We start from the raw sequence: 26,281 nt of genomic DNA on the forward strand, positions 1-26,281 counted from the left end.
CCTTCAGGCCAGATAGCGCTCGACCAGGCGGGCCCAGTAGGTCGCGGCCGGCGCCAGGACGGCGTCGTTGAAGTCGTACTTCGGGCTGTGCAGCGCCGGGCCCTCGCCATTACCGATGAAGAGATAGCTGCCCGGCCGCGCCTGCAGCATGTAGGCGAAGTCCTCGCTGGCGGTGCGCGGACGGAAGTCCGCGTCGAGCTTGTCGGCGCCCAGGGCCTCGCGCGCCACCTCGCGGGCGAATTCGGTCTCGGCCGGGTGGTTGATCACGGCCGGGTAGCCGAGCCGGTAGTCGACCTCGGCCACCGCACCGAAGCTCTCGGCCTGGGCACGTGCCAGCGCCGGCACGCGCTGGCGCAGCAGCTCGCGCACCTCGGGCCTGAAGGAGCGTGCGGTCAGCTTGAGCTCCACGGTGTCGGGGATCACATTGGCCGCGAAGCCGCCGTGGATCGAACCCACCGTGACCACGCCCATGTCCAGCGGGTTGATATTGCGCGCCACCACGCTTTGCAAGGCGGTGATCAGATGCGCGCTGACCAGCACCGGGTCCACCGTCTCCTGCGGCTGCGCGCCATGGCCGCCCTTGCCGCGCACCGTGATCAGGGCCTGGTCGACCGAGGCCATCGCCGGGCCGTCGACACAGCCCAGATGGCCGGCGTCAACACAGGGCCAGTTGTGCATGCCGAACACCGCATCAACCGGGAAGCGCTCGAACAACCCGGCGTCGATCATCTTCTTGGCTCCGCCGCCCATCTCCTCGGCCGGCTGGAAGATCAGCTGCAGCGTGCCGTCGAAATCGCCGTGCCGGGCCAGGTAATGGGCGGCCGCCAGCAGGGCCGTGGTGTGGCCGTCGTGGCCGCAGGCATGCATCACGCCCTCGTGCACGCTGGCATAAGGCAGGCCGGTGGCCTCGCGGATCGGCAGCGCATCCATATCGGCGCGCAGACCCAGGCGCTTGCCACCCTTGCCGCGGCGCAGGCTGCCGACCACGCCGGTGCCGGCAATCCCGGTGCTGACCTCGTAGCCCCAGGCCGACAGCCGCTCGGCCACCAGGGCCGCGGTGCGGTGCTCCTGGAAGGCCAGCTCGGGGTGCCGGTGGATGTCGCGGCGCAGCGCGATGAACTCGTCGAGATGGGTACTGATCTCGCGGCCGATGCGCTCGACCGCCTGCCGCGCCAGGGTCTGGCCCAGGCCCGGCGCGCGGTTCAGCACCAGGCTGCCATCATCGGCACCGCTCATGCCGCCTCCGCTGCCGTAGCGGCTGTTGCATCAGGCCTGCCGGCATGGCGGCTGGCCTTGCGCGGCAGGCCCAGGTGCTCGCGCAGGGTCGCGCCGGGCAGCTCGCGGCGGTAGCGGCCGCGCGCCTCCAGCACCGGCAGCACATGTGCGATGAAGTCCTGCAGGCCCTGGGCCTGCACCGGGAAGCCGAGGATGAAGCCGTCGGCCGCGCCGCTGTCGATCCAGTGGATCAGCTCGTCAGCGATGCGCTCGCCACTGCCGACGAACTGCGAGGCCGGCGTCGCCGCCTGCAGCGCCACCTGGCGCAGGCTCAGGCCCTGGGAACGGGCCTCGGCCTTGATGCGGTCGGTGGTGGACTTGAAGCTGTTGCTGCCGATCTCGCCGAGCTCGGGGAACGGTTCGTCCAGCGGGTACTGGCTGAAGTCGTGATGGTCGAAATAGCGGCCCAGGTAAGCCAGCGCATCGTCGACGCTCAGCAGCTCACGGATCTGCTGGTACTTGGCCTGGGCCTCGGCCTCGGTGGCCGCCACCACCGGGCCGACGCCGGGGAAGATCTTCACCGCGTCGGCCGCGCGGCCCTGGGCCCGGGCGCTGTCGCGCACCTGGGCGCGGAAGCTGCGCGTCTCCTCCAGCGTCGGCGAGCGGGTGAACACCGCGTCGGCGTACTTGCCGGCCAGCGCGATGCCGGCGTCCGAGGATCCGGCCTGGAAGATCACCGGCTGGCCCTGCGGCGAGCGGCCGATGTTCAGCGGCCCGGCCACCTGGAAGAAGCGTCCCTTGTGATCCAGCTTGTGCAGCTTGGCCGGGTCGAAGAAGCGGCCGCTGGCGCGGTCGCGCAGCAGCGCATCGTCGTCCCAGCTGTCCCACAGGCCCTGGGTCACGGCCAGGTATTCGTCGGCGATCTGGTAGCGCAGCCCGTGCTCGGGATGGCTGCGGTTGTAGTTGCTGGCCGAGCCTTCCAGCGGGCTGGTCACGACATTCCAGCCGGCCCGGCCGCCGCTGATCAGGTCCAGCGAGGCCAGCTGGCGCGCCACCGTGAACGGATCGCTATAGCTGGTGCTGACCGTGCCGGCCAGGCCGATCTTGCGGGTTGCGATGGCCAGGGCCGACAGAATCGTCAGCGGCTCGAAACGGTTGAGGAAATGCGGCAGCGACTTCTCGTTGATGAAGAGGCCGTCGGCGACGAAGGCGAAGGCGATGCCGGCCGCCTCGGCCTTGCGCGTGGTCTCGATGATGAAGTCCAGATTGACGCTGGCATCGGCCGGCCCCGAGGGGTGGCGCCAGGAGTGCATATGGCTGCCGGCGCCCTGCAGCATCAGGCCGAAGGGAATGGAGGTCTGGGTCATGTGGTTTGAATCTCCGTGGGTTCGGTGCGGGCTCAGTCCGCAGAGTCCGGCTCCGGGGTGAAGCTGCGGGCCAGCAGCTCGACCGAGGCCAGGCGCTGATCGAAGTCCGGCACCGGGGTGTCGATCACGAACTCGGCGACGCCGAACTCGCGATGCAGCGCGTCGAGCGCGCTGCGCACCCGCTCGGGCGTGCCGGCGAGCACCTGCGGGCGCAGCTCCTCGATGCGGTAGTCCTCGGGCCGCTCGAAGCCGGCCTGGCGTGCGAACTCGGCCGCCGCGGCCAGGGTCGGCAGATTGACGCTCTGGCCGGTGCTCAGGTGCAGCTTGTAGAGGCGCAGCGCGCCGGCCAGGCGCTCGGCCTCGGCCTGGGTCGCGGCGGCCAGCGCATAGAGGGCCAGCAGCGGCGCCCGGCCGCCGGCGCGGCGGTAGGCCTGCAGCGAGCGCTCGATATGGGCCGGGTCGCCGTTGAAATGGCCGGCATAGCAGAAGGCCCAGCCCTGGGCGGCCGCCAGCTCGGCGCTGTCGGGGCTGCCGCCCAGCAGGATGCGCTCGGGCAGCACCGGCGGCAGCGGCCCGGCCAGCGCCCGCCCCGGCGCCGCGCTCAGGAAGCCGTCCAGATCGGCCAGCAGCTGGGCGAAGGTCGGACCGTTCGACGGGTCGTGGCGGGCCTGCAGCGCACGGGTCGAGGCCGGCAGGCCGCCGGGCGCCTTGCCCACGCCCAGATCGACCCGGCCCGGCGCCAGCGCGGCCAAGAGCTTGAAGGCCTCGGCCACCTTGTAGGGCGCATAGTGCTGCAGCATCACGCCGCCCGAGCCGATGCGGATGCGCTGGGTGCGCGCCAGCAGGTGGGCGGCCAGCACCTCGGGGGCCGAGCTGGCCAGCAAGGCCGTGCCGTGATGCTCGGCCACCCAGAAGCGGTGATAGCCCAGGGCCTCGGCGCGCTGGGCCAGCAGGGTGGTGCGCTGCAAGGCCTCGGCGGCGGTCGCGCCCTCGGGGATGGGGCTTTTGTCCAGCAGCGAGAGTCGGTAGCTCATGGTCATGCCAGCGCTGTGGCGGCCTGCTCGCGCAGGCTCAGGAGCACGCGGCGCTTCAGCTCGCCGTAGCGCGGATCGGCCACCAGGTCCTCGAGCCGGCGCGGCCGCTCGAAGGGCAGGCGCAGCTCCTCGATCACCCGGCCCGGCCGGGCCGACATCAGCAGCACCCGGTCGCCCAGGGCCAGGGCCTCGTCGACATCGTGGGTGATGAAGAGCACCGTGGTGCGCTGGGCCTGCCAGACCGAGATCAGCAGCTCCTGCATCATCAGCCGGGTCTGCGCATCGAGCGCGCCGAAGGGCTCGTCCATCAGCAGCACCTGCGGCTCGGGCAGCCAGGCCCGCGCCAGCGCGGCGCGCTGGCGCATGCCGCCCGAGAGCTGGTAGGGCGGGTGGTGTTCGAAGCCCTGCAGCCCGACCCGGGCCAGCAGCTCGCGCGCCCGGCCCTGCACCGCCACCGCCGGCTGGCCGGCCAGGCGCGGGCCCAGGCAGACATTGCCCAGCACATCGAGCCAGGGGAACAGCTGCGGCTGCTGGAACACCACGCCACGCTCCGGCCCCGGGCCGCCGATCGGCCGACCCTCGAAGCGCAGCGATCCGGCGTCCGGCTGCTCGAAGCCGGCCAGCAGGTTCAGCACCGTCGACTTGCCGCAGCCCGAGGGCCCCAGCAGGCAGACGAACTCGCCGGGCGCGATGCTCAGCGAGAGCTGGTTCAGCACCGGGGTGCTGCCGCCGCCCGGCGCCGCGAAGCGCTTGACGATGCCGCGCAGCTCGATCTGGGGCATGGTGGATTCGCTCATGTCCTCACTCCTTGCCCGCCCAGGGCACGAAACGCCGCTGCGCGCGCAGCAGCAGCCAGTCAAAGGCCCAGCCGGTGAAGCCCAGCAGCAGAATGCCCAGCATCACGATGTCGGTGCGCAGATAGGCGCTGGCATTCAGCACCATCCAGCCCAGGCCAGAGGTCGCGGCCACCATCTCGGCGGCGATCAGCGAGGTCCAGCCGACCCCCACCGACAGCCGCACGCCGGTGAACAGCTCGGGCAGGCTGTGCGGCAGCACCACATGGCTGAACAGCTGGCGCCGGCTCGCGCCCAGCACCTGGGCCGCGCGCAGGCGGCCCTGCGGCACCGCGGCCGCCGCCGCCGCCGCGCTGACCACCACGCTCAGGCCGGTCGAGATGAAGATCAGGAAGAACTTCGAGCCCTCGCCGATGCCCAGCCAGACCACCACCAGCGGGATCAGCGCGATCTTGGGCAGCGGGCGCAGGAACTGCACAAAGGGGTTCAGCAAGGCCGACAGCGTGGACGACAGGCCCATCGCCAGCCCCAGCGGCACGCCGATCAGCACGGCCGCCGCAAAGGCCGCCAGGGCCCGGCCGACGCTGACCGCCACATGCTGCCACAGCGGCACCTGGCGGTAGCCCTGCTGCAACAGCTCCTGCACGGTGCGCAGCACCTCGGCCGGCGGCGGCAGCAGCAGCGCATCGACCCAGCCCAGGCTGCCGCTGAGCTGCCACAGCAGCAGCACGGTCAGCACTGCCACTATGCTCAGCGCGCGCAGCCGCCAGGCCGGCGTCAGCCGCCAGGCGGCGCCAGGCGCCGGCCGCAAAGCAGCGCCGGGCGCCGGCGCTGCGGCCTCACTGGCCAGCGAGTGCGCGTGCGGCATGGCTGCTGTTGATTGCGGGGGCATAGCTGTCGGGCACATCGGCGCGGCGGATCTCGCCGATCTCGGCCAGGAACAGCGCCGTGTCCTTGGCGGCGCGGGCAATGCCGGCGTTCGCCGCCGTCGCGCCCTGGCCCAGATAGGCGGGCGTCAGCTGGTCTTTCAGCGAGGCGTACTCCAGCCCGGTCAGGATGGAACGGGCCGTCTCGACCGGCACACCGACATGCTCGGCAATCGCCCGGGTCGAGCCCTCGGGGTCGCGCTGGTACTGCTCCAGATTTTGCTGGTAGACCGCCAGGAACTTCGAGACCAGCTGCGGATACTGGGCGGCGAAGGCCTTGCGCACGACGAAGTTGTTGTAGACCAGATAGCCGTCCTTCTGCAGTTGCTTGGTCGCGAACACCTCCTTGCCGCCATCGGCCTCCAGCTGCTGGGTGAACGGGCCCCAGACATAGCCGGCGTCGATGTCGCCGCGCTTCCAGGCCGCGACGATCTCGGCCGGCTTCAGCGGCACCAGGCGGATCCTGCTCTTGTCGAGCTTGTGCACCTTGATCGCGGCCTCCAGCGCGTAGTGGGCGGTCGAGTTGGCCGGGTAAGCCACCGTCTTGCCTTCGATGTCCTTCAGGCTGTTGATGCCCTTGGCCGTGCGGCCGATCAGGCGCTCGCTGGTGGCGATCACCTCGGGCACGCCGATGATCTCGATCGGCAGCTTGCGGGCGATGCCGGCCGCCGCCGGGCTGGAGCCGAAGCGGGCGATGTCGATCTCGTTGGCGGCGAACAGGCTCAGCACATCGGCGCCGGTCGCGAACGGAATCCAGCGCACCTTGGTGCCGAAGGCCTTGTCGAAAGACTGGTCGATCTTGCCCAGTATCCAGACCCGCGGCCCGCCGGCATAGGCGAAGCGCACCTCGGGGGGCAGGTCTTGCGCCCGCAGCTCATGGGGCAGGAAGAAGGTGCCGGCCAGGGCCAGCAGGGCCAGCGCGAGCTGGCGCCATAGTTTTTCTGCACTCATCGGTCACTCCGAAAATTTGTCGATGTCCGATGGTCGCAGCGCTGCCCACGGCGGCGAACGAAGCAAAGCGCAGAAGCTTCTGCGTTGGCCGATGACGGCGCAGCCGGCCGGGCTCAGCCGGCTGCGGCATGGCGGTTGGCCGGCACCGGCAGGCCCAGGTGCTCGCGCAGGGTCCGGCCTTCATAGTCGTGCCGCAGCAGGCCGCGCTCGCGCAGGATGGGCAGCACCTCGGCGACGAAGTCGTCAAAGGCGCCGGGGAAGTAAGGCGGCATCACATTGAAGCCGTCGGCCGCACCCGACTCGAACCACAGCTGCAAGGTGTCGGCGATCTGCGCCCCGGTGCCGGCAACGATCTTGTGGCCGCGCGAGCCGGCCACCAGGTAGTAGAGCCGGCGCAGGCTCAGGCCCTCGCGCCGCGCCAGATCGGTCAGGAGCTTGGCGCGGCTCTGGTTCAGCTGCGAGGGCGGCAGCTCGGGTACCGGGCCGTCCAGCGGGTAGTCGCTGATGTCGTGGCCCAGGCGCTCGCTGAGCAGGCGCACCGCGTTGGCACCCTCGATATAGCTTTGCAGGGTCGCGAACTTCTCGTCGGCCTCGGCGGATGTGCGGCCGACGATGGGCAGGATGCCGGGCATCACCAGGCAGTGCTCGGGCCGGCGGCCCTGGGCCGGCAGCCGCGCCTTCAGGCCGCGGTAGAAGGCCTGGGCATCCTCCAGGCTTTGCTGCGCGGTGAAGACCAGCTCGCCGATGCGGGCCGCCAGGTCCTGGCCGGTCTCGGACGAGCCGGCCTGTATCAGCACCGGCTGGCCCTGCGGGCTGCGGCTGACGTTCAGCGGGCCGCGCACCTGGAAATGCGCGCCGCGGTGGTCCAGCGTGTGCAGCTTGGCCGGGTCGATATAGCGGCCGGTGGCGCTGTCGTGGATGAAGGCGCCCTCCTCCCAGCTGTCCCACAGGCCCTTGACCACCTCGACGAACTCCAGTGCGCGGGCATAGCGGGCCTCGTGCTCGGGGTGTTCGGTGCGGCTGAAATTGGGCGCGATATCGGGGCTGGTCGAGGTCACGACATTCCAGCCGGCCCGCCCGCCCGACAGCAGGTCCAGCGAGGCGAAGGCGCGGGCCAGATGAAAGGGCTCGCCATAGGTGGTCGAGGCGGTGGCCGCCAGGCCGATGCGCTCGGTCACCATGGCCAGCGCCGACAGCAGGGTCAGCGGCTCGAAGCGGGCGATGAAGGAGGGATGCTCCTTGGCATGGGTGGCCAGGTTGTCGCCCAGAAAGATCAGATCGAACCTGGCCGCCTCGGCGGCCTGTGCGATGCCGACGATGTGCGGCAGGTTCTCGCTGCCGAAGGCGGCGCCGGGATAGCGCCAGCCGGCCACATGATGGCCGGCGGCCTGCAGGAACAGGCCCAGGCGCAGGCTGCGCGGCGGCGTGGTGGTGCTCATATCAGATCGAGAAACGCAGTTGATGGAGGGGCCAGGCCGGCGGCGCAGGCCGGGGCGGCGCGGGCGGGCGTTGATCGCCGAGGCTGCGGTTCAGGAAGCTGCGGGTGCGCTCGTTGAGCGGCGCGCGGAACAGGCGCTGGGGCGGCCCCTGCTCGACGATGCGCCCCGCCTCGGTGAACACCACCGCGTCGCTGACCTCCTCGGCAAAGCGCATCTCGTGGGTCACGAGGATGCAGCTCAGCCCCTCGTCCACCAGCTCGCGGATCACGCCCAGCACCTCGCCGACCGTCTCGGGGTCCAGCGCCGAGGTGACCTCGTCGAACAGCATCAGCTCGGGGCGCATCGCCAGCGCCCGCGCGATCGCCACCCGCTGCTGCTGGCCGCCGGACAGCTCGCCCGGATAGGCCTGCAGCTTGTGGCCCAGCCGCACCTTGTCGAGCAGGACCCTCGCCTCCCGCTCGGCCTCGGCGCGCTCGCGGCCGGCCACCCGGGTCGGCGCGATGAGCAGGTTCTCCAGCACGGTCAGGTGCGGGAACAGGTTGTACTGCTGGAACACAAAGCCGACCCGCTTGCGCAGCGCGATGAATTCGGCCTCGCTGCGCAGCCCGTCGACCTGGGTGTCGCCGACGCGGATGCGGCCGCGCTGCGGCCTCAGCAGGCCGGTGATGCAGCGCAGGATGGTGGACTTGCCCGAGCCCGAGGGCCCGATGATGGACAGGGCCTGGCCGCGCTGCAGGCGCAGCGAGATGCCCTTCAGCACCTCGTTGGCGGCGCCCGGTCCGGGGAAGGACAGGTGGATGTCGTCCAGCTCGACGAGCGGAGCTTCGGTGCGGTCAATGGCGGGCATGGCGTTGTTCCAGCGCCTGCGTGTAGCGGGCGATCGGGTAGCAGTAGGCGAAGAAGAGCGCCAGCAGACTCAGATAGACCAGCACGGTGAAGTCGCTGCGCGCCACCGTGTTGCTGGCGATCTGGGCCCGGTCCACGACATCGTGGACACCGACCAGGGAGGCCAGCGAGGTGCTCATCGTGATGCTGGCGTAGAGATTCATCCAGGGCGGCAGCATGCGGCGCAGGCACTGCGGCAGTATCACCAGGCGATAGATCTGGCGGCGCCGCAGCGCCAGCGACTGCGCGGCCTCCCACTGCGTGGCGGGGATGGACTGGATCGCGCCGCGGAAGATCTCGGCCACATTGGCGCTGGCCGGCAGGGCCAGGCCCAGCACCACCTTGACCCAGTCGGGAAAAGGAAAGCGCCAGGACGCCAGCCCGATCTCGAAGGGGAAGACATAGGTCGTGAAGTAGATCAGCACCAGCACCGGCGCATTGCGAAAGGCCTGCACCCACAGCCCGGCGGGCCCGCGCAGCCAGGAGCGGCGCGACAGCAGGGCCGCGCCGACCAGCAGGCCCGCCACCGTCCCGAGCGCCATCGCCAGCAGGCTGATATAGATATTGGCCGCCATGCCGCCCAGCAGGGCCGGAGTCCAGACCCACAGATGCTGGAGCGCCAGCGGCATCAGGCTGTCACTGGCCATAGCCGGGCATCCTCAGGCGCAGCTCAAGCCAGCGTCCGGCCCGCGCGACGCCCCAGGTCAGCAGGCCGAAGAACAGCAGGATCAGCAAGAGCAGCTCCAGCACATTGTCGCGATTGCTCCAGATCATGATGGACTCGTAGGTCACGTCGCCGACCGCGATGGCCGAGGCCACCGCCGTCATCTTGACCAGATCGACCAGGTTGTTGACCAGGGCCGGCAGCGCAAAGCGCAGCGCCAGCGGCAGCTCGATGCGCCACAGCAGTGCGCGCCGGCCGAAGCCCAGCGAGCGCGCCGCCTCCAGCGTGACGGCCGGCACGGCCTGGATGCCGGCGCGCAGGGCCTCGGCATGGAACACGCCCTTGTGCAGCGAGACGACCACCACCACCCAGACAAAGGGCGTCAGCGGATTGCTCGCGCCCAGGCCCTGCAGCTGCTGCGTGATCAGCATATTCAGCACCAGGAAGGCGCAGTAGAGCTGGACCAGGGTCGGCGTGTTGCGGGTGACTTCAACAAAGGCCCGCGCCGGCAGCGCCAGCCAGGGCCGGCCCGAGGTCAGCGCCGCCGCCAGCCCGACACCGGCCGCCAGGCTGGCCGGGATCACCAGCAGGCACAGCTGCAGCGTCACGCCCATGCCGCGCACAAAGGCGGCGCGCTCGCCGGCCTCGCGCAGGAAGTCATAGTTCAGCCCTAGGGGTTTGAGGGCCGCGACCGGCACGGCCAGCAAGGCATCAAGCATGGACCCACCCTGCCCCGCTCATGCCGGCTGCTTGCGAAACTGCCCGTGCAGCTCCAGCAGCTTGGCCGAAGGCTTGATGCCGTGACGCCGGCCCAGCTCGATCAACCAGCCGCTGCGGTGCCATTGCCGGATGACGCGGTCGATCGCGGCCAGCGCATCGACCTCGCCCTTGCGCGTCCAGATCACCGAGTCCGAGGGCAGCAGCTCGGCGGCAATCGGGATCTCGTGCTCTGCCCATTCGGGGTTGTCGGCCTGCAGCTGGCGCAGGGTCGGGCCGACATGGACCGCCGCGACGCAGGCACCGCCGCGCAGCGCCAGCAGCGACTCGGGCTGGCCACGGAAGGCCTTGATCTGCGCACCGTACTGCTCTTCCAGCGGCTTGATGTAATTCGAACCCTGGGACACGCAGACCGGCTTGCCGCGCAGATCGCCCCAGTCCCGCAAGCCGCTGCCGCGGCGCGCGATCGCGGTGCCGCCGACCTCCTCGAACGGGGTCGGTGCGAAGCCCAGGATCTCGGCCCGCTCGGCGGTCCACTGCATGTTCGCGATCAGGACATCGACCTTGCCGGTCTGCAGAAACTGCACCCGGTTGGAGGGCTGGACCTGCACCGTCTCCAGCCCGACGCCCAGTGCCCGGGCCAGGGCCTCGGACAGCTCGACGTTGTAGCCGATGTGTTTTTGCGTAGCCGGATCGATGCTGCCGAACGGCGGGCCCGACAGCATCACCCCGACCACCAGGCGGCCGCGCTGCTTGAGCCGGTCCAGCGTCGCGTCGGCCAGCACTGGGCCCGCGAGGCTGGACAGCGCCAGCACGGCGGCCAGCAGCCGGCGCTTCATCGGCGGCCTTTCAGCTGGGCATGCAGCTCGGCCAGCAGCGGGCTGGCCGGCGCGATGCCCAGGCGCTTCTCGGTCTCGATCAGCCAGCCGCTGCGATGCCATTGCTGCACCACCTTGTCGATCGCGGCGGCGGTGTCGGTCTCGCCCTTGCGCACCCAGATCACCGAGGGCGCGGGAATCAGCTCGGGCAGCGGGGCGGCGTAGTCGGCCCATTCGGCATTGCCGCGCAGCAGCGGATGAATCAGGATGCCGTCGTGCACGGCCGCCACGCAGTTGCCGCCGCGCAGGGCCAGCAGGGATTCGGACGAGGTCTTGAAGCCCTTGACCTGGGCGCCGTACTGCTCGGCCAGCGGCTTGGCATAGCTGCTGCCCTGGGACAGGCAGACCGGCTTGTCGCGCAAATCCTCCCAGCGCTGGATGCCGCTGCGCTTGGGCACGACGGCGCTGCCGCCGACGCGGTAATGCGGGGTCGGTGCATAGCCGAGTATCTCGGCCCGCGCCTCGTTGAGCTCCATCGACGCGATCAGCGCGTCGACCTTGCCGGCCTGCAGCAGCTGCACCCGGTTGCCCGACAAGACCTGCACGGCCTCCAGCTCGACTCCCAGCTTGCGCGCCAGATCGCGGGCCAGCTCGGGGTTCCAGCCGGTGAAGCGCTGGGTGGCCGGATCGATGCTGCCGAACTGGCCGCCGCTGATCATCACGCCGATCACGATGCGGCCCTGCTGCTTGATCTTGTCCAAGGTGGCATCGGCGCGGGCGGCCCCGGCCATCATCATCAGAACGCCGCCGGCCAGGGCCAGCGCGGTCTTCAATCTGCTGCTGTTCTTCTTCATCGCTGTCGGTGTGAATGGGTTGTGGACGCGGGCCAGTCTAGGAGCGGGTCTGCGCGCGGCGAAGGCCGATTGCCTTCTATGCTTATGCGAGCGCCGGCTCCGCGACCTCGGCCGCCTGCGGCGGGTCCAGGGCGGGCACGGCGTCGAACAGCGCGCGGGTGTAGGGATGGCGCGGCGCGCCGAACACCGCCTCGGCCGGCCCGCTCTCGACCAGGCGGCCGGCCTGCATCACGCCGACCTGGTCGGCCATGAAGCGGATCACCGCCAGGTTGTGGCTGATCAGCAGATAGCTGATGCCGAACTCGTCCTGCAGATCGCGCATCAGGTTCAGCACCTGGGCCTGCACCGAGACATCGAGCGATGAGGTCGGCTCGTCGCAGATGATGAACTCGGGCCGGCTGGCCAAAGCCCGGGCGATCGCGACGCGCTGGCGCTGGCCGCCCGAGAGCTGCTGCGGATAGCGCCGCGCGCTGTCGGCCGGCAGGCGCACCCGCCGCAGCAGCCGCTCCACCTCGGCGGCCAGCGCCGCCGGCTCGGTGATCAGGCCCAGCACCTGCAGCGGCTCGGCGATGATGCGGGCGACGCTCCAGCGCGGGTTCAGGCTGGCATAGGGATCCTGGAACACCATCTGGAAGCGCCCGCGCAGCCGCGCGGCGGCTTGGCGGTCGGCCCAGCGGTCGACCCCGCCATGCAAGACCTGACCCTGGCTGGGCGGGGTCAGTCCGGCCACCATGCGGGCCAGCGTCGATTTGCCCGATCCCGACTCGCCGACCAGGCCATAGGTCTGGCCGCGCCCTATCTGCAGGCTGATGTCCTGCACCGCCAGCAGCGGCTCGCCGGGCCGGCGCAGCCAGTGCCGCCAGCCCGATGCGGCCGTACGCTCGAAGCGGCGCGACAGGTGCTTGAGCTCGATCAGCGGCGTGCCGGGCGCACGCGGGGCGCTGATCCCGCTGACCCCACAATCGGCGGACTCGCCCGGCAGCGGCAGGCGCTCGAGCCGGCGGCCCAGCGGCGGAATCGCGGCCATCAGCATGCGGGTGTAGGGCTGGCGCGGCGAGCCCAGGATCTCGCGCACCGGCGCCTGCTCGACCAGGCGGCCCTGGCGCAGCACCAGCACGCGGTCGGCGATGCTGGCGATCACGCCCAGATCGTGGCTGATCAGCAGCAGGGCCATGCCGCGCCGGCGGCACAGGCGCCGCAGCAGCGCGATCACCTGGGCCTGCACCGAGACATCGAGCGCCGTGGTCGGCTCGTCGGCGATCAAGAGCTCGGGTTCGCCGCACAGGGCCAGCGCGATCGCGACGCGCTGGCGCATGCCGCCGGAGAACTGGTGCGGGTACAGGCTCAGGCTGGCCGCCGCATCGGCAATGCCCACCTCCTCCAGCAGGGCCACCGCGCGCCGGCGCGCGGCCGCCGCATCGAGCGGGAAATGCACGCGCAGGGTCTCGCTCAGATGGCGGCCTATGCTCAGCACCGGGTTCAGGCTGGCCAGCGGATCCTGGAACACGGTCGCGATGCGGCGCCCGCGCCGCCGGGTCAGCGCGGCGGCGCCCAGCGTGTCGATGCGCTGGCCGTCGAGCCAGACCTCGCCGCCGGCCAGCCGGCCGGGCGCCTCGATCAGGCCGGCGATGGCCTTGCCCAGCATGGACTTGCCGGCGCCGGACTCCCCCACCACGCCCAGCACCTCGCCACGCGCGATCTCCAGCGACAGCTCGTCCAGCACCTCGTGCTCGCCCTCGGCCGTGTCGAACACCACGCGCAGGCCGCGCGCGCTCAGCAGGGGCGGCCGTGCCGCCGCCATCCTTGCACTGATCGCGCTCATCGCAAACCCGGGTTCAGATGGTCGCGCAGCCGGTCGCCCAGCAGATTGACCGACAGCGCCACCGCCAGCAGCAGCAGCGCCGGGAACAGCAGGATCCACCATTCGCCGGAGAGCAGGAAACCCTGGCCCAGGCGTATCAGCGTGCCCAGCGAGGGCGTGGTGGGCGGCAGGCCCACGCCCAGATAGGACAGCGTGGACTCGGCGATGATGGCCAGCGCGAAGCTGATCGTCGCGATCACCGTGATCGGCGCGGCGATATTGGGCAGGATGTGGTGCCAGGCGATGGCAGCCGGGCTGCGGCCGATCACGCGGGCGGCCAGCACATAGTCCCGGCCCTTCTCCACCAGCACGGCGGCGCGCACGGTGCGCGCGTACGGCACCCACTCGGAGAGACCGATGGCCAGCACCAGCACATAGATGGCCAGCGCCTCGCGCTGGGAGGGCGGCAGCAGGCCCTGCAGCAGGCCGGTCAGCAGGCCCGACAGCAGCAGGGCCACCAGGATCACCGGGAAGGTCAGCTGCACATCGGCCACGCGCATGATCAGCGCGTCCAGCAAGCCGCCGGCATAGCCGGCCAGCAGGCCCAGGCCCACGCCCAGCAGCAGCGAGAAGGCTACCGCGGCCAGGCCCACCGCCAGCGACACCCGGGCGCCGTAGAGGATGGCCGAGAGCAGGTCGCGGCCCTGGTCGTCGCTGCCCAGCAGATACCAGCGCCCGCTGGCCGCGCCCTGCTGCAACGGTCGGGTGTAGCCGTCCATCAGCTCCAGCTGGGCCGGGTCGAAGGGATTCTGCGGCGCGATCCAGGGCGCCAGCAGCGCCGCCGCCGCGAGCAGCAGCAAGAGATGCAACGGCCACAGGCGCAGCAGTTTCAGCAACAAGGTCTTGTTCATCGTGAGGTTTCAGGCTTTGCGCAGACGCGGGTCGGCCAGCAGATAGGCCAGGTCGGCCAGCAGATTGACGGTGACGAAGACCGCGGCCACCAGCAGCAGAAAGGCCGCCATCACCGGCACATCGACCGCCTGCACCGAGGAGATGAAGAGCAGGCCCACGCCGGGCCACTGGAACACCGTCTCGGTGACCACGGCAAAGGCGATCAGCGAGCCGAGCTGCAGCGCGGTGATCGTGATCACCGGGATCAGGGTATTGCGCAGCGCATGGCCCAGCAGCAGGCGGCGCTCGCTGAGGCCGCGGGCGCGGCCGAAGCGGATGTAGTCGCTGCCCAGCACCTGCAGCATCTCGGCCCGCACCAGACGCATGATCAGGGTCAGCTTGTAGAGGCCCAGGGTCAGCGCCGGCATCGTGATCGCGGCCCAGCCGGCGCCGCTGAGCAGGCCGCTGCGCCAACCGCCCAGATCGACCGTGGGGCCACGCCCGAAGGCCGGCAGCCAGTGCAGCTGCACCGTGAACAGCCAGATCAGGCCGATGCCGATCAGAAAGGTCGGCAGCGACACGCCCAGCAGCGACAGGGTCATGATGAGCCGGCTCAGCCGGCCCTCGCGCCGCACGGCGGTATAGATGCCCAGCAGGATGCCGCCGGCCAGCGCGATGCTGCCGGCCACCAGGGCCAGCTCCAGCGTGGCCGGCAGGCGGTCCAGGATCAGCTCCAGCACCGGGCGCGAGAGCCGGTAGGAGATGCCGAACTCGCCCTGCAGCACCCGCCCCAGATAGGCCAGGTACTGGGCCGGCACCGGCTGCTCGAAGCCCAGCTTGGCCAGCAGCGCCGCCCGGTCCGCCTGGCTGGCATCCTCGCCCAGCAGGCTGACGGTGGGGTCGCCGATGTAGCGGAACATCAGAAAGGACAGCAGCGACACCGCCAGCAGCACCAGCAGGGATTGCGCCAGCCGGCGCAGCAGGAAGTTCAGCATCGGCGGCTCACTTCAAGACCTTGTAGAACTTGAAGAACGGCGCGCTGGTCGGGTTGACCGGGATGTCGAAGCGGCGGGTCGTGGCATAGGTCAGGATCTGGTTGTGCAGCGGCAGGTAGATCTGCTCCTTCTGCAGCGTGCTCCAGATCTCGGCGATGCTGGCGTCGCGCTTGCGCACATCGCCCTCGGTGGACAGCGCGGCGATCTTCTGGTCCAGCGCGGGGTTGGCATAGCGGGTGGCATTGGCCGAGCCGCGGCTGGCGCTGCGCGAGTGGAACAGGTAGTCGAAGATATAGGCCGAGTCCAGCGTCGGCACGCCCCAGCCATAGAGGTAGAAGTCGGTGTCCTGGCTGTTCAGCGCAGCGGTCTGGATGGCCAGCGGCCGCGCCACCACCGTGACCTTGACGCCGATCTTGCCGAGAAAGCCGGCCACCGCGGTGCAGATCGCCTCGTCGTTCAGATAGCGGTCATTGGTGCAATGCAGGGTCAGGCCGAACCCGTCCGGGTAGCCGGCCGCGGCCAGCAGCGCACGGGCCTGCTCGACCGAGGGCTTGGGCAGGCTGTCGAAGCGCTTGTCATAGCCATGGACAAAGGGCGGCGCGACGATGCCGGTGGGCACCGACAGGCCGCGCATCACGACCCGCTTCAGCGCCTCACGGTCGATGGCCAGATGGAAGGCCTCGCGCACGCGCCGGTCGGCCAGCGGATTCCTGCCCTTGACGTCGGCGTACTTGAGCTCGCCCTCGCCGACATTGAAGCCCAGGAAGATGACCCGGTTCTCCGGCGCCTGGGTGACGCGCAGCCGCGCGTCCTCGCTGAGCCGGGCGATGTCCGAGATCGGCACGTCCTGCACGAAGTCGACCTCGCCCGACAGCAGGGCCACGACCCGGGTGGCCGGCGCCTTGATCGGCAGATAGACCAGCTCGCTGATCTCCAGCGGGAAGCTGCCCTTGCCCCAGTAGCGGTCGAACTGCTTGAGCACGGTGCGGCTGTCGGGCTCGCGCGAGACCAGCTGGTAGGGCCCGGTGCCGTTGGTGTGGCGCGTGGCGTGGCTGTCCTCGCCATCGGCCGGGTTGCGCGGGGTCTCGACGCGGTTGGCCCGCGCCCAGCTGGCGCTGACGATCAGGATATTGCTCAGATTGGCCGGCAGGATGGGATTCGGCCCGGTGGTCTTGATATGCACCGTGTGGGCATCGACCTTGATCACATCGGCGATCGAGACCAGCAAGGCCTTCATGTCCGAGCTGGGCGCCTTGGCCCGCTTGATCGAGAACACCACATCGTCGGCGCTCAAGGCCGTGCCGTCGTGGAAACGCACGCCCTGGCGCAGCTTGAACTCCCAGACGTTGGGGTCGGCGGTCAGCTTCCAGCTGGTGGCCAGGGTCGGCAGCTGCGAACCGTCCGGCCCGCGTATCAGCAGCGGCTCATAGATCTGCTGCAGCAGATTCAGGTTGGGTCCGTTGTTGACGGCGTGCGGGTCCAGCGTCGAGGCGTCGGTGGAGCGGGCCCAGCGCAGCGTCGTGGCCTGGCTGAGCAGAGGCAGCAGGGCCGCCAGCAGGGTCGCGGTGACAAGCAATCGTTTCATCGTGGTGCTCGGGCTGACAGGAAGCGGCGATGCTTTCATGCGCAGCGAGAAGCCGGAACGCAGATGTCGGCATATGGATAGACGAATCCCGACGCAACCGGCTTCAGGGTGGCAGTGCGCTGAGGAAGTCCCGCAGCTCGGCGCGAAAGCGCTGCGGCTGCTGCAGAGGCAGCCAGTGCGCGGCGTCGGGCAGGACGCGAAAGCGCGCGCCGGCCAGGGCCTCGGCCAGCAGCGCCACCCGCTCGGGCGGGCTGGCCAGATCCTCGGCGCCGGCGATCACCAGGGCCGGCACCCGCAAGCCGCGCAGGCCGGCCAGCGTGTCGACATCGCGCACCGCGGCCCCGCAGGCCGCGAAGCTCTCGACCTCCATGGCCGCGATCCACTGCCCGAGCCGGTTCGGCGGGCCGGCGTGGTGGGCGCGAAAGCCCGGCGTGAACCAGCGCTGCAGCAGCGGCTGCACCAGCGCGCCCATGCCCGCCTCGCGCGCCAGCGCGATGCGCTCGTCCCAGGCCCGGCGCACCGGGGCCTCGTTGTGGCCAAGCGTCGCGATCAGGGTCAGCGAGGCGACCCGGCCGGGATGACTGATCGCATGCTGCTGCGCGATCATGCCGCCCATCGAGATGCCGACGAGATGGGCCCGCTCGACCGCGTGCGCGCGCAGCAGCGCCTCCAGCTCGTCGGCCAGGGCCGGCAGGCTGCAGCCGGCCTCGGCCGGCCGGTTGCGGCCATGGCCGCGCACGTCGTAGCGCAGCACCCGCCAGCCCTGCCGTCGCAGCCAGTCGGCATGCACATCCCAGGCCGCCGCCCGTGTCGCCAGCGAATGGATCAGCACGATGCAAGGCCGGGTGCCGGCCCCCTGATGAGACAGCGGCGCCGGCATCAGGCCGGCGCGTAGGCGTCGAGCTTGGCGAGAAAGCCGCGCAGCAGGGCCAGCGAATCCAGATGGCGCAGATGGATGTCCTTGGGCTTGATGCGCAGCTGGCCCTGCTGCTCCAGCGCCGCCACCAGCTCCAGCATCGCGAACGAATCGAGCAGGCCGCTGCTGATCAGCGGCGTGTCGGGCTCGAGCCGCTCGGCCGGCAGCGCCGCCAGGCCGGCGACCAGGGCGACCAGGGTCGCGTCGTCAATTCTTGCCATGGCAATCTCTCTCCTAGTGTTGCGTGGTGTGAGCCTGGCGCGATGGCGCCAGATGCTGGTAGCGCTGGATCAGCTGCGGCACGTCGATCTTGCCGTTGCCGGTCAGCGGCAGCGGTCCGCGCCAGTGGTGGAACACCACCGGCGTCATATAGGGCGCCAGCCGGCCGCGGCAATGCTGGCGCAGCCCGGCCGGGTTGGGCGTCTCGTCATTGGCCGTGGTCAGCAGCGCGATGATCTTCTGGCCGAGCCGCTCATCGTCCTGGCCGAACACGATGGCCTTCTGCACGCCCGGCGCGGTCGACAGCACATCCTCGATCTCGGTCGGGCTGATGCGGTAGCCGCTGGACTTGATCATGCGGTCCGAGCGGCCGACATACCAGAGCACGCCGTCCGCGTCGAGGCGCACCAGATCGCCGCTGAAACACAGCCGCTCGTCGGGTGCGGTCGCGACCCCGGCCTGCAGCGGCAAGGCACGGAACTTTTCGCGGCTGGCCAGTGGCGCGTTCAGATAGCCGAGCGCGACGCTGGGCCCGCGATGGACCAGCTCGCCGACCTCGCCGGGCCGGCACAGCCGACCCTCCGGATGCAGCACGAGCAGCTCGGCGTTCGGCACGGCCCGCCCCAGCGCACCGCGCTTGGCCGCGAATTCGGCGGGCGCCAGATAGCTGGAACGCACCGCCTCGGTCATGCCATACATCAGAAAGATCTGCTGATCGGGGAAGCACTGCGGCAGCGCCGCCAGCACGCGCTCGGCGCATTTGCCGCCGGCATTGCTGATGTAGCGCAGCGCCGGAAAGCGCTGCGGCGCGTCCTCGAGCACCTCGACGATATCGGTCCACAGCGGCGGTATGCCGGCCAGGCCGGTGATGCGGTGGCGCTGCAGCGCCTCCAGCAGATCGGTGGCCAGAAAGTTCTTGTGCAGCACGGTCGTGCCGCCGACGGCCAGCATGGTCAGCAGCTGGCCCAGCCCGTAGTTGAAGCAGAACGGCAGCACCGCCAGCACCCGGTCGCCGGCATGGTTGCCCAGGTACTGCACGGTGGACTGGATGGAGCTGACGATATTGCGGTTGCTCAGCAGCACGCCCTTGGGTTTGCCGCTGGAGCCCGAGGTGAAGATGATGGTGCAGAGATCGCCATCGAGGCCCGGCCGCTCCGGCAGCTCTGCCCGGCGCCCCGCCTCCAGCAGCGCTGCCCAGCCCAGCGTTCCCGGCCCCGGCTCGCCGGTGGTGACCAGCCAGCGCAGCGAGGCCGGTCGAGGCAGCCCGGCCAACTGCTGCGCCCGCTCGGCATCGACCAGCAGCAGGTCCGCCCCCAGCTCGATCACCGCGTCGAGCAACTGGGCCGGGGTCCACTGCCGGCTGATATTGGCGTAGGCCGCACGCAGCCGCGAGGCCGCCAGCATCGCGACCACCTCCTCGACGCCCTTGCTCATGCTGATCGCCAGCCGCGCACCGGGGCCCAGCCCCTGCCCGGCCAGCCCGGCGGCGCAGGCCTCGACCCGGTCGAGCAGCGCGCGGTAGCTGTAATGCTGCTCGGCATCGATCAGCGCGATCTGCTCGGGATCGCGCTGCGCGGCGCGGCGCAGCAGCTCGTAAATGCTGATGGGTTCGGACATCATCAATCTCCATGAGTGACAGCCTCGCCCGCCGTGCCGGCGGGGAAGCTGGGCACGACAGCGCGCGCCAGGATGCGGAAGCTGTCGCCCAGGCTGCCGACCTGGTGCACGGTCGTGAAGGCGCCGGCGGCCATCACCCACAACAGGGTCAGGGGCAGCGCCAGATGGCGGCTGAAACCCTGGCTGAACCAGGTCCATTGGCGGCGCCGCTTCTCGGCCGCCCAGAGGCGGTGGAGGCTGATGCCCAGCGCATGGTGCAGGCCCCAGAACAGCCAGTGCCAGGAGCCGGCGTGCCAGATGCCCATGATGCTGAAGGTCGCGAACACGGCCAGATAGGGCTGGCGGCTGTGGGCGATGACCGGCATATAGACATAGCTCTGGCACCAGTTCGCCAGGCTCATATGCCAGCGCTTCCAGTACTCCGAGACATTGCGCGCCAGCACCGGGAAGTTGAAGTTCTCCAGCACGCGGATGCCGAACAGCCGGGCCGAGCCGATCGCCATATCGGAGTAGCCGCTGAAGTCCATATAGAGGATCAGGAAGGAGACGGCCAGAAACCACCAGACCTCCAGCGTCGACGCACCGGCCAGCCTGTCGATCAGCTCGCGCGCCGAGGCATGGGGGCCGAACAGGCGCGGCAGCAGCTGGTCCGCCACGACGAACTTCTTGATCAGTCCGTTGATGATGCGGTTCAGCCCGATGCGCAGGTCTTCCTTGTCGAAGCGCGGCGCCGCGCCGTCGGCATAGGACTTGAAGGCATCGAAACGATGGATGGGCCCGGCGGTCCAGATCGGGAAGAAGAAGGCATAGGCCAGGAAGTCCAGCGGCCGGTAGGCCGGCAGGCTGCCGCGCTGCACCTCGACCAGGTAGTGGATCAGCCGGAAGGTGATGAAGCTGATGCCCAGCGGCGCGACCACGTCGCGGAACTCGCCGTCCAGCCCCAGACCCGGCGCCAGCTCGGGCAGGTATTTGTACCAGGCCAGATAGGCCAGCAGACCGACGATGGCGGCCAGCGCCAGCGCCGAACTCGATTCGCCATCGCGCTCGCGCAGCCGCCAGCCGATCGCCAGAAAGGCCAGCACCCAGACGCCCAGGCCGGTGACGCCGAGCGGATCAAGGCTGTAGAGATAGGCCAGCGAGACCAGCAGCAGCAGCAGCGGTCGGGCCCGCATCGGCAGCTGCCAGTAGACCAGCACGCTGGCGGCCAGGCTGGCCCAGTAGGTCCAGGATTGAAACATCGCTCGCTCCGTCCCTTGCTCAAAAGCCTTGGTAGCGGAACACCCGCGCACCCGAGGCCACCGCGAGCATCGCCAGCAGGGCCGAGTACAGCAGGAAGCCGAACACCAGGCCGGTGACGCCGGTCTTCAACAGGGTCTTGAACTTCTCGCGCATCGGGTCCCTCTCCTCAAGGTGTGGGCCGGCGCGGCAGCTGCTGCGCAACGGCATTGAACAAGTGATCGCTGAGTTCCTGCTGGGCCCGCGCGCTGCGGATATGGCTCCAGTCCTGGAAATCCGCCTCGGCCAGGCCGGGCACATCGTTCAGGTTGATATAGGCCGCGCCATGGCGTCGGGCGAACTCGGCGACGCGGGCCCGGTGGCCGGCGTAGAACTCCGGCCCGAGGATCTCGCGCCGCGCGCGTGGGTTCAGCGGAATATCCAGCAGCAGCACCTTGACCGAGGGGTAGCGGGTCAGCCCCGCCAGCAGGCGCTCATAGGAAGCCAGATTGCGCTCGGCATGACGCTCGTACGAAGCCAGGCGCTGCTTCAGCACCCGGGCATCGGCCTGCCAGGCCGGCTCGGTCTTCGGGGTGCGGTCCAGATAGGGATGGGTGTTCCAGCGCGCCACCGGTCCGCTGACCAGATGCTTCAGCGCATCCCAGTAGCGGGCGACGAAGAAGGGGTAGTTGTCGAGCAGATAGTGCCCGTGGCGCGGCAGCGGCGCGTGGCCATTGGCGCGGGCCTCGGCATCGAAGGCCTCGCTCTGGAAGGCCAGCCGCGGCTTGCGCACCAGCGCGGCCAGCTCGGCCGGATCGGCGGCCAGCCGGCTCGGGCTGACCCCCAGCACCAGCACGCCGTCCAGATGCGGCGCCAGTTCGGCGGCCAGCGCCGTCATCTCCAGCCCCGACTGGCCGCCGGTCATCAGCGCCATCACCTCGCTGGCCCGGCCCATCTTGTGCGACAGCAGGCGGCTGGCATCGGCCTGGTTCAGCAGGCCTTCGCGCATCGCCGCAGTGCCTATCAGCACCGCGCCCTCGATGCGGCGCGGCTGCTCGCGCAGCTTCAGCACCTCGCGGGACGCAAAGGCGTAGTCGTCCAACTCGTCGCGCACCAGATAGCCGGCCCAGGGCCCGGTCAGCAACGCGGGCTTCAGCAGCAGGCCGCTGCCGACCAGCAGAGCCAGCACGGTGAGCAGGGCCAGCACCAGGGCCGGCCAGCTCAGCAGCAGCGGTCCCTGAGCGAACTGCGGGTTCGGCTCCTTCATCGAATCACACTCCCTCTTGCCCTGCCCGAGATCGGCAGCTGTTGTTGTGCTTGAAGCGCAGCATCCTGGCCAGCGCGAAGCGATCGTGGCAGGCCGAGGCTGCTGTGCGAACAAAGATCTGCGCAGATCGATATGCACAGGACCGGGTCAGAAAAATCCCGTCCATCAATGTGCGTTTCGCTTCCGAGCGAGGCGAGCCCAGTACGCGGCCCCTGCCGGGATGCCCCCCCCGTACCGGGAGTCCGTCGATCTGATGCGCCGCCCGCATGTCCAAACTCGGATTTGATCGTTCCCGGCGCCAGCATCGGGGCCTAAGGTCCGCACCATGCACCGAAGCCCCGCCCGACACCAGGCGGAACCGGCCGGTGAAGGCCAGAGAACACACCATGGGCAGTCTGCGCAGACCCTTCTCCAACACCGCGACCGATCCCGTCATCGACAGCCGCGCCTCGATGCGCTGCGACGTGCTGGTGATTGGCGCGGGCTGCGCCGGCACGCAGGCCGCCCGTGCGGCTGCGGCCGGTGGCGCCCGCGTGCTGTTGGTCGACCGCCTCGACGCCGCCGAGCTCGACAAGAACAAGCAGCAGGCACCGGCCCAGGCTCTTGCGATGCAAGGGCGCGGCCGGCTCCTGCGTCGCCTGGCCGAACACACGGCGCTGGAGCTGCTGCTGGACCGCGAAGGCGCCGTGCGCGGCGCGGCCGGAGTCGGCGGCACGGCCGAGACACCCTGGCGCATCGAGGCGGCCGCCGTGATCATCGCCAGCAGCGAGGCCTTGCTGATGGCGGCCGAGGCGGGCGCGCAACTCAGCGGCATGGAGCATGGTGGCGGCTTGCGCGCGGGTGTCGAAGGTGCCAGCACTGTCGACGGGCTCTACGCTGCGGGTGGCGCGGCCTGGCAGCCGATGCCCGCAGGCATCGGCCTGCCCCAGGGCACGGTGGCCCATGCCTTGCTGTCGGGTCAGCAGGCCGGCGCCGGCGCGGCAGCAGCGGCCACCCGGGCGCAGCAGTCGCGGGCGACAAGGGCGCTGTGCTGCGCCGGCCTGGTCGGGCTGCGAGGCAGCGGGCATCGACCCGCCAACCCACTGGCGATTCATGCGGCGCTGCAAGCCGTGCTCGGCACACTGGCTCATCGCGAGCCCAGCGCTGCCGAAGCCGCCGAGGCACTGTCACGGCTTGATGCGCTCTGGCAGTTCCTGTGCCGGTCCGCAGCGGCACCGCAAGGTGCGCTGTGCGCCACCCGTGCTGTCGCCGGTCGGCTGGCGGTGGCCCGCTGGAGACTGCGCAGCGTGCTGGCACGACGGGCCAGCGAGGCCGCGCACCAGGCCAGCGAATGCGTGATCAGCGGTGGTGTCGACGAGGCCTGGGCCCGTGCCGAGATGCACCCCGAGCTCAAGCCGCGGCCGGCCCTGCATCTGCTGCAGACGCCCGCCGCCCGGCTGAGCGCCTTCGCGCTCTGAGCCGCAGGCGCCGGCTCTGCCTCCTCAACAGCAGGGCGATGCATCCGGTCGTTGTCGGCCGACCTGATCGACGCCAGCGACGCGAACCAGGCCTGCTGCGGCCCAGGCTTGTTTCGAGCACAAGCTTATGCGTACAGCTTCGTTGGCCGGCCTCGGCGCTGATCGAACAATCTGCCGATGCCGTCCTTCGATCCCTCTCTTGGCCTGCCGCCCGCCCGCGTCGCTGACGCCAGCCCGCGCTGGCTGCCGCCGCGCTGGTGGCCGGCGCTGCAGCGCGGGCTGCAGGGCCTGCTGTGGGCATGGCTGGTGCCGCTGATCCTGCTGGGCCTGTGGTTCATCGCCGCCCGCTTCGAATGGGTCGCGCCGCAGGTGCTGCCGCCGCCCGGCGATGTGGCGGCCGCGCTGCGTGAGCTGATCGCCAGCGGCGAGATCTGGGGCCACACCTGGATCAGCCTGCAGCGGGTGTTGGGCGGCTTCGCGCTGGGTCTGGGGGCAGGTCTTGCGCTGGGTGTGGCGATGGGCTTGTCGCCGCTGCTGAAGGACTATCTGTATCCCAGCTTCAAGGCCCTGGCCCAGGTGCCGGTGCTGGGCTGGCTGCCGTTCTTGATGCTGCTGGTGGGCATGGACGAGTCGCTCAAATACCTGCTGATCGCCAAGGCCGCGCTGGTGCCGGTGGCGCTGAACACGCTCAAGGGTCTGGAAAACGTGCCCAGCCGCCATATCGAGGTGGCCAAGGTGCTGGGCTACGGCCGCTGGCAGCTGCTGCGCCGCGTGGTCTTTCCGGCCGCGCTGGCGCCCGTCTGGACCGGCCTGCGCCATGGCCTGACCCATGCCTGGCTGGCCCTGGTGATGGTCGAGCTGCTGGCCTCCAGCGAGGGGCTGGGCTTTCTGATCGTCTATGGCCGGCAGCTGTTCCAGCTGGAACTGGTGCTGGCGGCGGTGGTGGTGGTCGGCCTGTTCGGCTGGGCGCTGGACCGGCTGCTGGCCGGCATCGAGCGCCGCCTGCTGGGCTGGCGCAAGGAGGCCTTCTGATGGCGGCCCGACACCCCGTCCCGAAACCCTTGCGCGGCTGGCTGCTGCCGCTGGCCGTGCTGGCGCTGTGGTGGTGGGCGCGCGCCTCGGGTTGGTCGGACTCCAAGCTGCTGGTCTCGCCGGCCGAGGTGGCCGAGCGCGGCGCCGAGCTGATCGCCTCGGGCCAGCTCTGGACCGCCTTGAGCGCCAGCCTGGGCCGCAATCTGATCGGCTTCGCCATCGGTGCGGCGGCGGGTCTGGCCGTGGGCGCGCTGCTGGGTCTGTCGCGCCGGGCCGAGCGCCTGATCGGCCCCAGCCTGCACACGCTCAAGCAGATCTCGCTGTTCGCCTGGATCCCGCTGCTGTCGGTCTGGTTCGGCCTGGGCGAGACGGCCAAGATCGCCTTCCTGGCCATCGCCGCCTTCTTCCCGGTGCTGCTGAACAGCTTCGAGGGCATACGCAGCGTGCCCGGCGAGCTGGTCGAGCTGGCCCGGGTGCTGCGCTATAGCCGCTGGCAGCTGCTGCGCCGCGTCGTGCTGCCGGCCTCCGCGCCCAGCATCTTCGCCGGCATCCATCTGGGCCTGATCTATGCGTGGCTGGCCACGCTGGGCGCCGAATATCTGCTGGCCTCGGGGCCGGGCATGGGCGGCCTGCTGGTGGCCGGGCGCGAGCATTTCGAGATGGACCTGGTGCTGGTGGGCGTCGGCGTCGTCGGCCTGGTCGGCTATGGGCTGAACAGCGGCGCCGGCTGGCTCGAAGCGCGGGCCCTGGCCTGGCGCGGCCGCTCGGTCGCCAACTACTGAACCGACAAGGACGATCACCATGGCCGAAGCCGGCACGCTGGAGATCCGCCAGCTCAGCAAGCAGTTCACGATAGACGCCAAGGGCAGGCGCCTGCCGGTGCTGCAGGACATCAATCTGGACATCGCGCCGGGCGAGTTCGTCGCCATCGTCGGCGCCAGCGGCTGCGGCAAGTCGACCCTGCTGCGCCTGATCCTCGGCCTGGAGCCCGAGTTCGAGGGTCAGCTCTTGCTGGACGGCCAGCCCATCACCGGCCCCAGCCTGCAGCGCGGCATCGTGTTCCAGGAGCACCGCCTGTTCCCCTGGCTGACGGTGCAGCAGAACATTGCCGCCAGCCTGCTCAACAGCGGGCTGACGCCGGGCCAGCAGCGCTTCGCGGTGCGCGAGCATATCGAGCTGGTCGGCCTGCTCGGCTTCGAGCAGGCCTATCCGCATCAGCTCTCGGGCGGCATGGCCCAGCGCGTCGCGATCGCCCGCGCGCTGGCGCCGCGGCCCGAGATCCTCCTGCTCGACGAGCCGCTGGGCGCGCTCGATGCGCTGACCCGCGCCCATCTGCAGGGCGAGCTGCGCCGCATCTGGCAGGCCGAGGGCATCACGATGCTGCTGGTGACCCACGATGTCGAGGAGGCCCTGTTCCTGGCCGACCGGGTCATCGTGATGGAACCGCGCCCGGGCCGCATCAAGCACCAGCTGCGCCCGGGCCTGCCGCATCCGCGCGAGCGCCACAGCCCCGCATTCGCCGCGCTCAAGCAGGCCTTGCTGGCCCAGCTGGGCGACGGCATCGCGGCCGAGCCGCCACCACCGCTATCGCCGCGCGATCTGCGCTTTGCCATCTGACCCAC

Annotated in this window: 26 protein-coding genes; 4 read left to right on the forward strand and 22 right to left on the reverse strand. The window is 70.3% G+C overall.

The genetic code is table 11. The features are described 5' to 3' along the window. Nucleotides 1–3: 3 nt before the first annotated feature. The 22 genes from ABGI63_RS17585 to ABGI63_RS17690 form a co-directional block, all read right to left on the reverse strand. Nucleotides 4–1,236, reverse strand: a complete 1,233-nt coding sequence (locus tag ABGI63_RS17585) for a M20 aminoacylase family protein (RefSeq protein WP_349743645.1) — start codon at nt 1,234–1,236, stop codon at nt 4–6. Beyond that, complete coding sequence (locus tag ABGI63_RS17590; RefSeq protein ID WP_349743646.1) at nt 1,233–2,582, reverse strand: LLM class flavin-dependent oxidoreductase; 1,350 nt, start codon at nt 2,580–2,582, stop codon at nt 1,233–1,235. Before ABGI63_RS17590 ends, ABGI63_RS17585 begins: the two co-directional genes overlap by 4 nt. A gap of 32 nt (nt 2,583–2,614) precedes the next feature. After that, nucleotides 2,615–3,616: an MsnO8 family LLM class oxidoreductase gene (locus tag ABGI63_RS17595; RefSeq protein WP_349743647.1), complete on the reverse strand. Its 1,002-nt coding sequence runs from the start codon at nt 3,614–3,616 to the stop codon at nt 2,615–2,617. Nucleotides 3,617–3,618: 2 nt separating this feature from the next. Continuing rightward, on the reverse strand, nt 3,619–4,398 hold the full coding sequence (locus ABGI63_RS17600) for an ABC transporter ATP-binding protein (protein WP_432767437.1): 780 nt from the start codon (nt 4,396–4,398) through the stop codon (nt 3,619–3,621). A gap of 19 nt (nt 4,399–4,417) precedes the next feature. Then, nucleotides 4,418–5,278: an ABC transporter permease gene (locus tag ABGI63_RS17605; RefSeq protein ID WP_349743649.1), complete on the reverse strand. Its 861-nt coding sequence runs from the start codon at nt 5,276–5,278 to the stop codon at nt 4,418–4,420. Continuing rightward, nucleotides 5,250–6,287 (reverse strand): taurine ABC transporter substrate-binding protein, encoded by a 1,038-nt coding sequence (locus ABGI63_RS17610; RefSeq protein ID WP_349743650.1) that lies wholly within the window; start codon nt 6,285–6,287, stop codon nt 5,250–5,252. Before ABGI63_RS17610 ends, ABGI63_RS17605 begins: the two co-directional genes overlap by 29 nt. A 113-nt stretch (nt 6,288–6,400) precedes the next feature. Beyond that, a complete protein-coding gene (locus tag ABGI63_RS17615) occupies nt 6,401–7,726 on the reverse strand; it encodes an LLM class flavin-dependent oxidoreductase (protein ID WP_349743651.1) in 1,326 nt (441 codons plus the stop codon). A gap of 1 nt (nt 7,727) precedes the next feature. After that, complete coding sequence (locus ABGI63_RS17620; RefSeq protein ID WP_349743652.1) at nt 7,728–8,573, reverse strand: amino acid ABC transporter ATP-binding protein; 846 nt, start codon at nt 8,571–8,573, stop codon at nt 7,728–7,730. Next, nucleotides 8,560–9,258 (reverse strand): amino acid ABC transporter permease, encoded by a 699-nt coding sequence (locus ABGI63_RS17625; protein WP_349743653.1) that lies wholly within the window; start codon nt 9,256–9,258, stop codon nt 8,560–8,562. Before ABGI63_RS17625 ends, ABGI63_RS17620 begins: the two co-directional genes overlap by 14 nt. Beyond that, nucleotides 9,248–9,994 carry an ABC transporter permease subunit gene (locus ABGI63_RS17630; RefSeq protein ID WP_349743654.1) on the reverse strand — a complete coding sequence of 249 codons (747 nt, stop codon included), beginning with the start codon at nt 9,992–9,994 and terminating at the stop codon, nt 9,248–9,250. Before ABGI63_RS17630 ends, ABGI63_RS17625 begins: the two co-directional genes overlap by 11 nt. Before the next feature lie 18 nt (nt 9,995–10,012). Further along, entirely contained in the window at nt 10,013–10,831 is an 819-nt protein-coding gene (locus ABGI63_RS17635) for a transporter substrate-binding domain-containing protein (protein WP_349743656.1), read from the reverse strand. Continuing rightward, nucleotides 10,828–11,607: a transporter substrate-binding domain-containing protein gene (locus ABGI63_RS17640; RefSeq protein ID WP_349743711.1), complete on the reverse strand. Its 780-nt coding sequence runs from the start codon at nt 11,605–11,607 to the stop codon at nt 10,828–10,830. The genes ABGI63_RS17635 and ABGI63_RS17640 overlap by 4 nt, the downstream gene beginning before the upstream one ends. Nucleotides 11,608–11,746: 139 nt before the next feature. Further along, entirely contained in the window at nt 11,747–13,486 is a 1,740-nt protein-coding gene (locus ABGI63_RS17645; RefSeq protein WP_349743658.1) for a dipeptide ABC transporter ATP-binding protein, read from the reverse strand. Further along, on the reverse strand, nt 13,483–14,376 hold the full coding sequence (locus ABGI63_RS17650) for an ABC transporter permease (RefSeq protein WP_349743660.1): 894 nt from the start codon (nt 14,374–14,376) through the stop codon (nt 13,483–13,485). The genes ABGI63_RS17645 and ABGI63_RS17650 overlap by 4 nt, the downstream gene beginning before the upstream one ends. Nucleotides 14,377–14,385: 9 nt before the next feature. Further along, nucleotides 14,386–15,351, reverse strand: coding sequence for an ABC transporter permease (locus tag ABGI63_RS17655; protein WP_349743662.1), 966 nt, complete (start codon nt 15,349–15,351; stop codon nt 14,386–14,388). 7 nt (nt 15,352–15,358) lie between these two features. After that, on the reverse strand, nt 15,359–16,936 hold the full coding sequence (locus ABGI63_RS17660; protein ID WP_349743664.1) for an ABC transporter substrate-binding protein: 1,578 nt from the start codon (nt 16,934–16,936) through the stop codon (nt 15,359–15,361). A 103-nt stretch (nt 16,937–17,039) separates the two neighbouring features. After that, the gene (locus ABGI63_RS17665; protein WP_349743666.1) at nt 17,040–17,816 is read right to left on the reverse strand and encodes an alpha/beta fold hydrolase; all 777 of its coding nucleotides are present in this window, start codon (nt 17,814–17,816) and stop codon (nt 17,040–17,042) included. After that, a complete protein-coding gene (locus ABGI63_RS17670) occupies nt 17,816–18,073 on the reverse strand; it encodes an acyl carrier protein (protein WP_349743668.1) in 258 nt (85 codons plus the stop codon). The genes ABGI63_RS17665 and ABGI63_RS17670 overlap by 1 nt, the downstream gene beginning before the upstream one ends. Nucleotides 18,074–18,086: 13 nt before the next feature. Beyond that, nucleotides 18,087–19,688 (reverse strand): AMP-binding protein, encoded by a 1,602-nt coding sequence (locus tag ABGI63_RS17675; protein ID WP_349743669.1) that lies wholly within the window; start codon nt 19,686–19,688, stop codon nt 18,087–18,089. 2 nt (nt 19,689–19,690) lie between these two features. Continuing rightward, a complete protein-coding gene (locus ABGI63_RS17680; protein ID WP_349743671.1) occupies nt 19,691–20,926 on the reverse strand; it encodes an MBOAT family O-acyltransferase in 1,236 nt (411 codons plus the stop codon). Between the two features lie 19 nt (nt 20,927–20,945). Next, nucleotides 20,946–21,080 carry a hypothetical protein gene (locus tag ABGI63_RS17685; protein WP_349743673.1) on the reverse strand — a complete coding sequence of 45 codons (135 nt, stop codon included), beginning with the start codon at nt 21,078–21,080 and terminating at the stop codon, nt 20,946–20,948. 13 nt (nt 21,081–21,093) lie between these two features. Further along, on the reverse strand, nt 21,094–22,170 hold the full coding sequence (locus tag ABGI63_RS17690; protein ID WP_349743674.1) for a hypothetical protein: 1,077 nt from the start codon (nt 22,168–22,170) through the stop codon (nt 21,094–21,096). A gap of 386 nt (nt 22,171–22,556) precedes the next feature. On the opposite strand from ABGI63_RS17690, the gene ABGI63_RS17695 reads away from it, so the two are divergent. The 4 genes from ABGI63_RS17695 to ABGI63_RS17710 all read left to right on the forward strand — a co-directional run bounded on the left by ABGI63_RS17695 (nt 22,557) and on the right by ABGI63_RS17710 (nt 26,276). Further along, nucleotides 22,557–23,627, forward strand: a complete 1,071-nt coding sequence (locus tag ABGI63_RS17695; RefSeq protein ID WP_349743676.1) for an FAD-dependent oxidoreductase — start codon at nt 22,557–22,559, stop codon at nt 23,625–23,627. 177 nt (nt 23,628–23,804) lie between these two features. Beyond that, a complete protein-coding gene (locus ABGI63_RS17700) occupies nt 23,805–24,659 on the forward strand; it encodes an ABC transporter permease (protein ID WP_349743678.1) in 855 nt (284 codons plus the stop codon). Continuing rightward, nucleotides 24,659–25,441 carry an ABC transporter permease gene (locus ABGI63_RS17705; RefSeq protein WP_349743679.1) on the forward strand — a complete coding sequence of 261 codons (783 nt, stop codon included), beginning with the start codon at nt 24,659–24,661 and terminating at the stop codon, nt 25,439–25,441. Before ABGI63_RS17700 ends, ABGI63_RS17705 begins: the two co-directional genes overlap by 1 nt. Nucleotides 25,442–25,460: 19 nt before the next feature. Then, complete coding sequence (locus ABGI63_RS17710; RefSeq protein WP_349743681.1) at nt 25,461–26,276, forward strand: ABC transporter ATP-binding protein; 816 nt, start codon at nt 25,461–25,463, stop codon at nt 26,274–26,276. Nucleotides 26,277–26,281: the final 5 nt, after the last annotated feature.

Source organism: Roseateles cavernae (assembly GCF_040187885.1).
Taxonomy (GTDB): Bacteria; Pseudomonadota; Gammaproteobacteria; order Burkholderiales; family Burkholderiaceae_C; genus Roseateles_E; species Roseateles_E cavernae.

What these genes read in the sequence shown, in the direction of transcription:
- ABGI63_RS17620 (WP_349743652.1), bottom strand. Translation starts at nt 8,573, where the DNA reads ATGCCCGCCATTGACCGCACCGAAGCTCCGCTCGTCGAGCTGGACGAC.
- ABGI63_RS17705 (WP_349743679.1), top strand. Translation starts at nt 24,659, where the DNA reads ATGGCGGCCCGACACCCCGTCCCGAAACCCTTGCGCGGCTGGCTGCTG.
- ABGI63_RS17710 (WP_349743681.1), top strand. Translation starts at nt 25,461, where the DNA reads ATGGCCGAAGCCGGCACGCTGGAGATCCGCCAGCTCAGCAAGCAGTTC.
- ABGI63_RS17625 (WP_349743653.1), bottom strand. Translation starts at nt 9,258, where the DNA reads ATGGCCAGTGACAGCCTGATGCCGCTGGCGCTCCAGCATCTGTGGGTC.
- ABGI63_RS17590 (WP_349743646.1), bottom strand. Translation starts at nt 2,582, where the DNA reads ATGACCCAGACCTCCATTCCCTTCGGCCTGATGCTGCAGGGCGCCGGC.
- ABGI63_RS17630 (WP_349743654.1), bottom strand. Translation starts at nt 9,994, where the DNA reads ATGCTTGATGCCTTGCTGGCCGTGCCGGTCGCGGCCCTCAAACCCCTA.
- ABGI63_RS17700 (WP_349743678.1), top strand. Translation starts at nt 23,805, where the DNA reads ATGCCGTCCTTCGATCCCTCTCTTGGCCTGCCGCCCGCCCGCGTCGCT.
- ABGI63_RS17585 (WP_349743645.1), bottom strand. Translation starts at nt 1,236, where the DNA reads ATGAGCGGTGCCGATGATGGCAGCCTGGTGCTGAACCGCGCGCCGGGC.
- ABGI63_RS17635 (WP_349743656.1), bottom strand. Translation starts at nt 10,831, where the DNA reads ATGAAGCGCCGGCTGCTGGCCGCCGTGCTGGCGCTGTCCAGCCTCGCG.
- ABGI63_RS17650 (WP_349743660.1), bottom strand. Translation starts at nt 14,376, where the DNA reads ATGAACAAGACCTTGTTGCTGAAACTGCTGCGCCTGTGGCCGTTGCAT.
- ABGI63_RS17685 (WP_349743673.1), bottom strand. Translation starts at nt 21,080, where the DNA reads ATGCGCGAGAAGTTCAAGACCCTGTTGAAGACCGGCGTCACCGGCCTG.
- ABGI63_RS17600 (WP_432767437.1), bottom strand. Translation starts at nt 4,398, where the DNA reads ATGCCCCAGATCGAGCTGCGCGGCATCGTCAAGCGCTTCGCGGCGCCG.
- ABGI63_RS17595 (WP_349743647.1), bottom strand. Translation starts at nt 3,616, where the DNA reads ATGAGCTACCGACTCTCGCTGCTGGACAAAAGCCCCATCCCCGAGGGC.
- ABGI63_RS17660 (WP_349743664.1), bottom strand. Translation starts at nt 16,936, where the DNA reads ATGAAACGATTGCTTGTCACCGCGACCCTGCTGGCGGCCCTGCTGCCT.
- ABGI63_RS17655 (WP_349743662.1), bottom strand. Translation starts at nt 15,351, where the DNA reads ATGCTGAACTTCCTGCTGCGCCGGCTGGCGCAATCCCTGCTGGTGCTG.
- ABGI63_RS17645 (WP_349743658.1), bottom strand. Translation starts at nt 13,486, where the DNA reads ATGAGCGCGATCAGTGCAAGGATGGCGGCGGCACGGCCGCCCCTGCTG.
- ABGI63_RS17665 (WP_349743666.1), bottom strand. Translation starts at nt 17,816, where the DNA reads ATGCCGGCGCCGCTGTCTCATCAGGGGGCCGGCACCCGGCCTTGCATC.
- ABGI63_RS17675 (WP_349743669.1), bottom strand. Translation starts at nt 19,688, where the DNA reads ATGTCCGAACCCATCAGCATTTACGAGCTGCTGCGCCGCGCCGCGCAG.
- ABGI63_RS17695 (WP_349743676.1), top strand. Translation starts at nt 22,557, where the DNA reads ATGGGCAGTCTGCGCAGACCCTTCTCCAACACCGCGACCGATCCCGTC.
- ABGI63_RS17680 (WP_349743671.1), bottom strand. Translation starts at nt 20,926, where the DNA reads ATGTTTCAATCCTGGACCTACTGGGCCAGCCTGGCCGCCAGCGTGCTG.
- ABGI63_RS17605 (WP_349743649.1), bottom strand. Translation starts at nt 5,278, where the DNA reads ATGCCGCACGCGCACTCGCTGGCCAGTGAGGCCGCAGCGCCGGCGCCC.
- ABGI63_RS17640 (WP_349743711.1), bottom strand. Translation starts at nt 11,607, where the DNA reads ATGATGATGGCCGGGGCCGCCCGCGCCGATGCCACCTTGGACAAGATC.
- ABGI63_RS17690 (WP_349743674.1), bottom strand. Translation starts at nt 22,170, where the DNA reads ATGAAGGAGCCGAACCCGCAGTTCGCTCAGGGACCGCTGCTGCTGAGC.
- ABGI63_RS17670 (WP_349743668.1), bottom strand. Translation starts at nt 18,073, where the DNA reads ATGGCAAGAATTGACGACGCGACCCTGGTCGCCCTGGTCGCCGGCCTG.
- ABGI63_RS17610 (WP_349743650.1), bottom strand. Translation starts at nt 6,287, where the DNA reads ATGAGTGCAGAAAAACTATGGCGCCAGCTCGCGCTGGCCCTGCTGGCC.
- ABGI63_RS17615 (WP_349743651.1), bottom strand. Translation starts at nt 7,726, where the DNA reads ATGAGCACCACCACGCCGCCGCGCAGCCTGCGCCTGGGCCTGTTCCTG.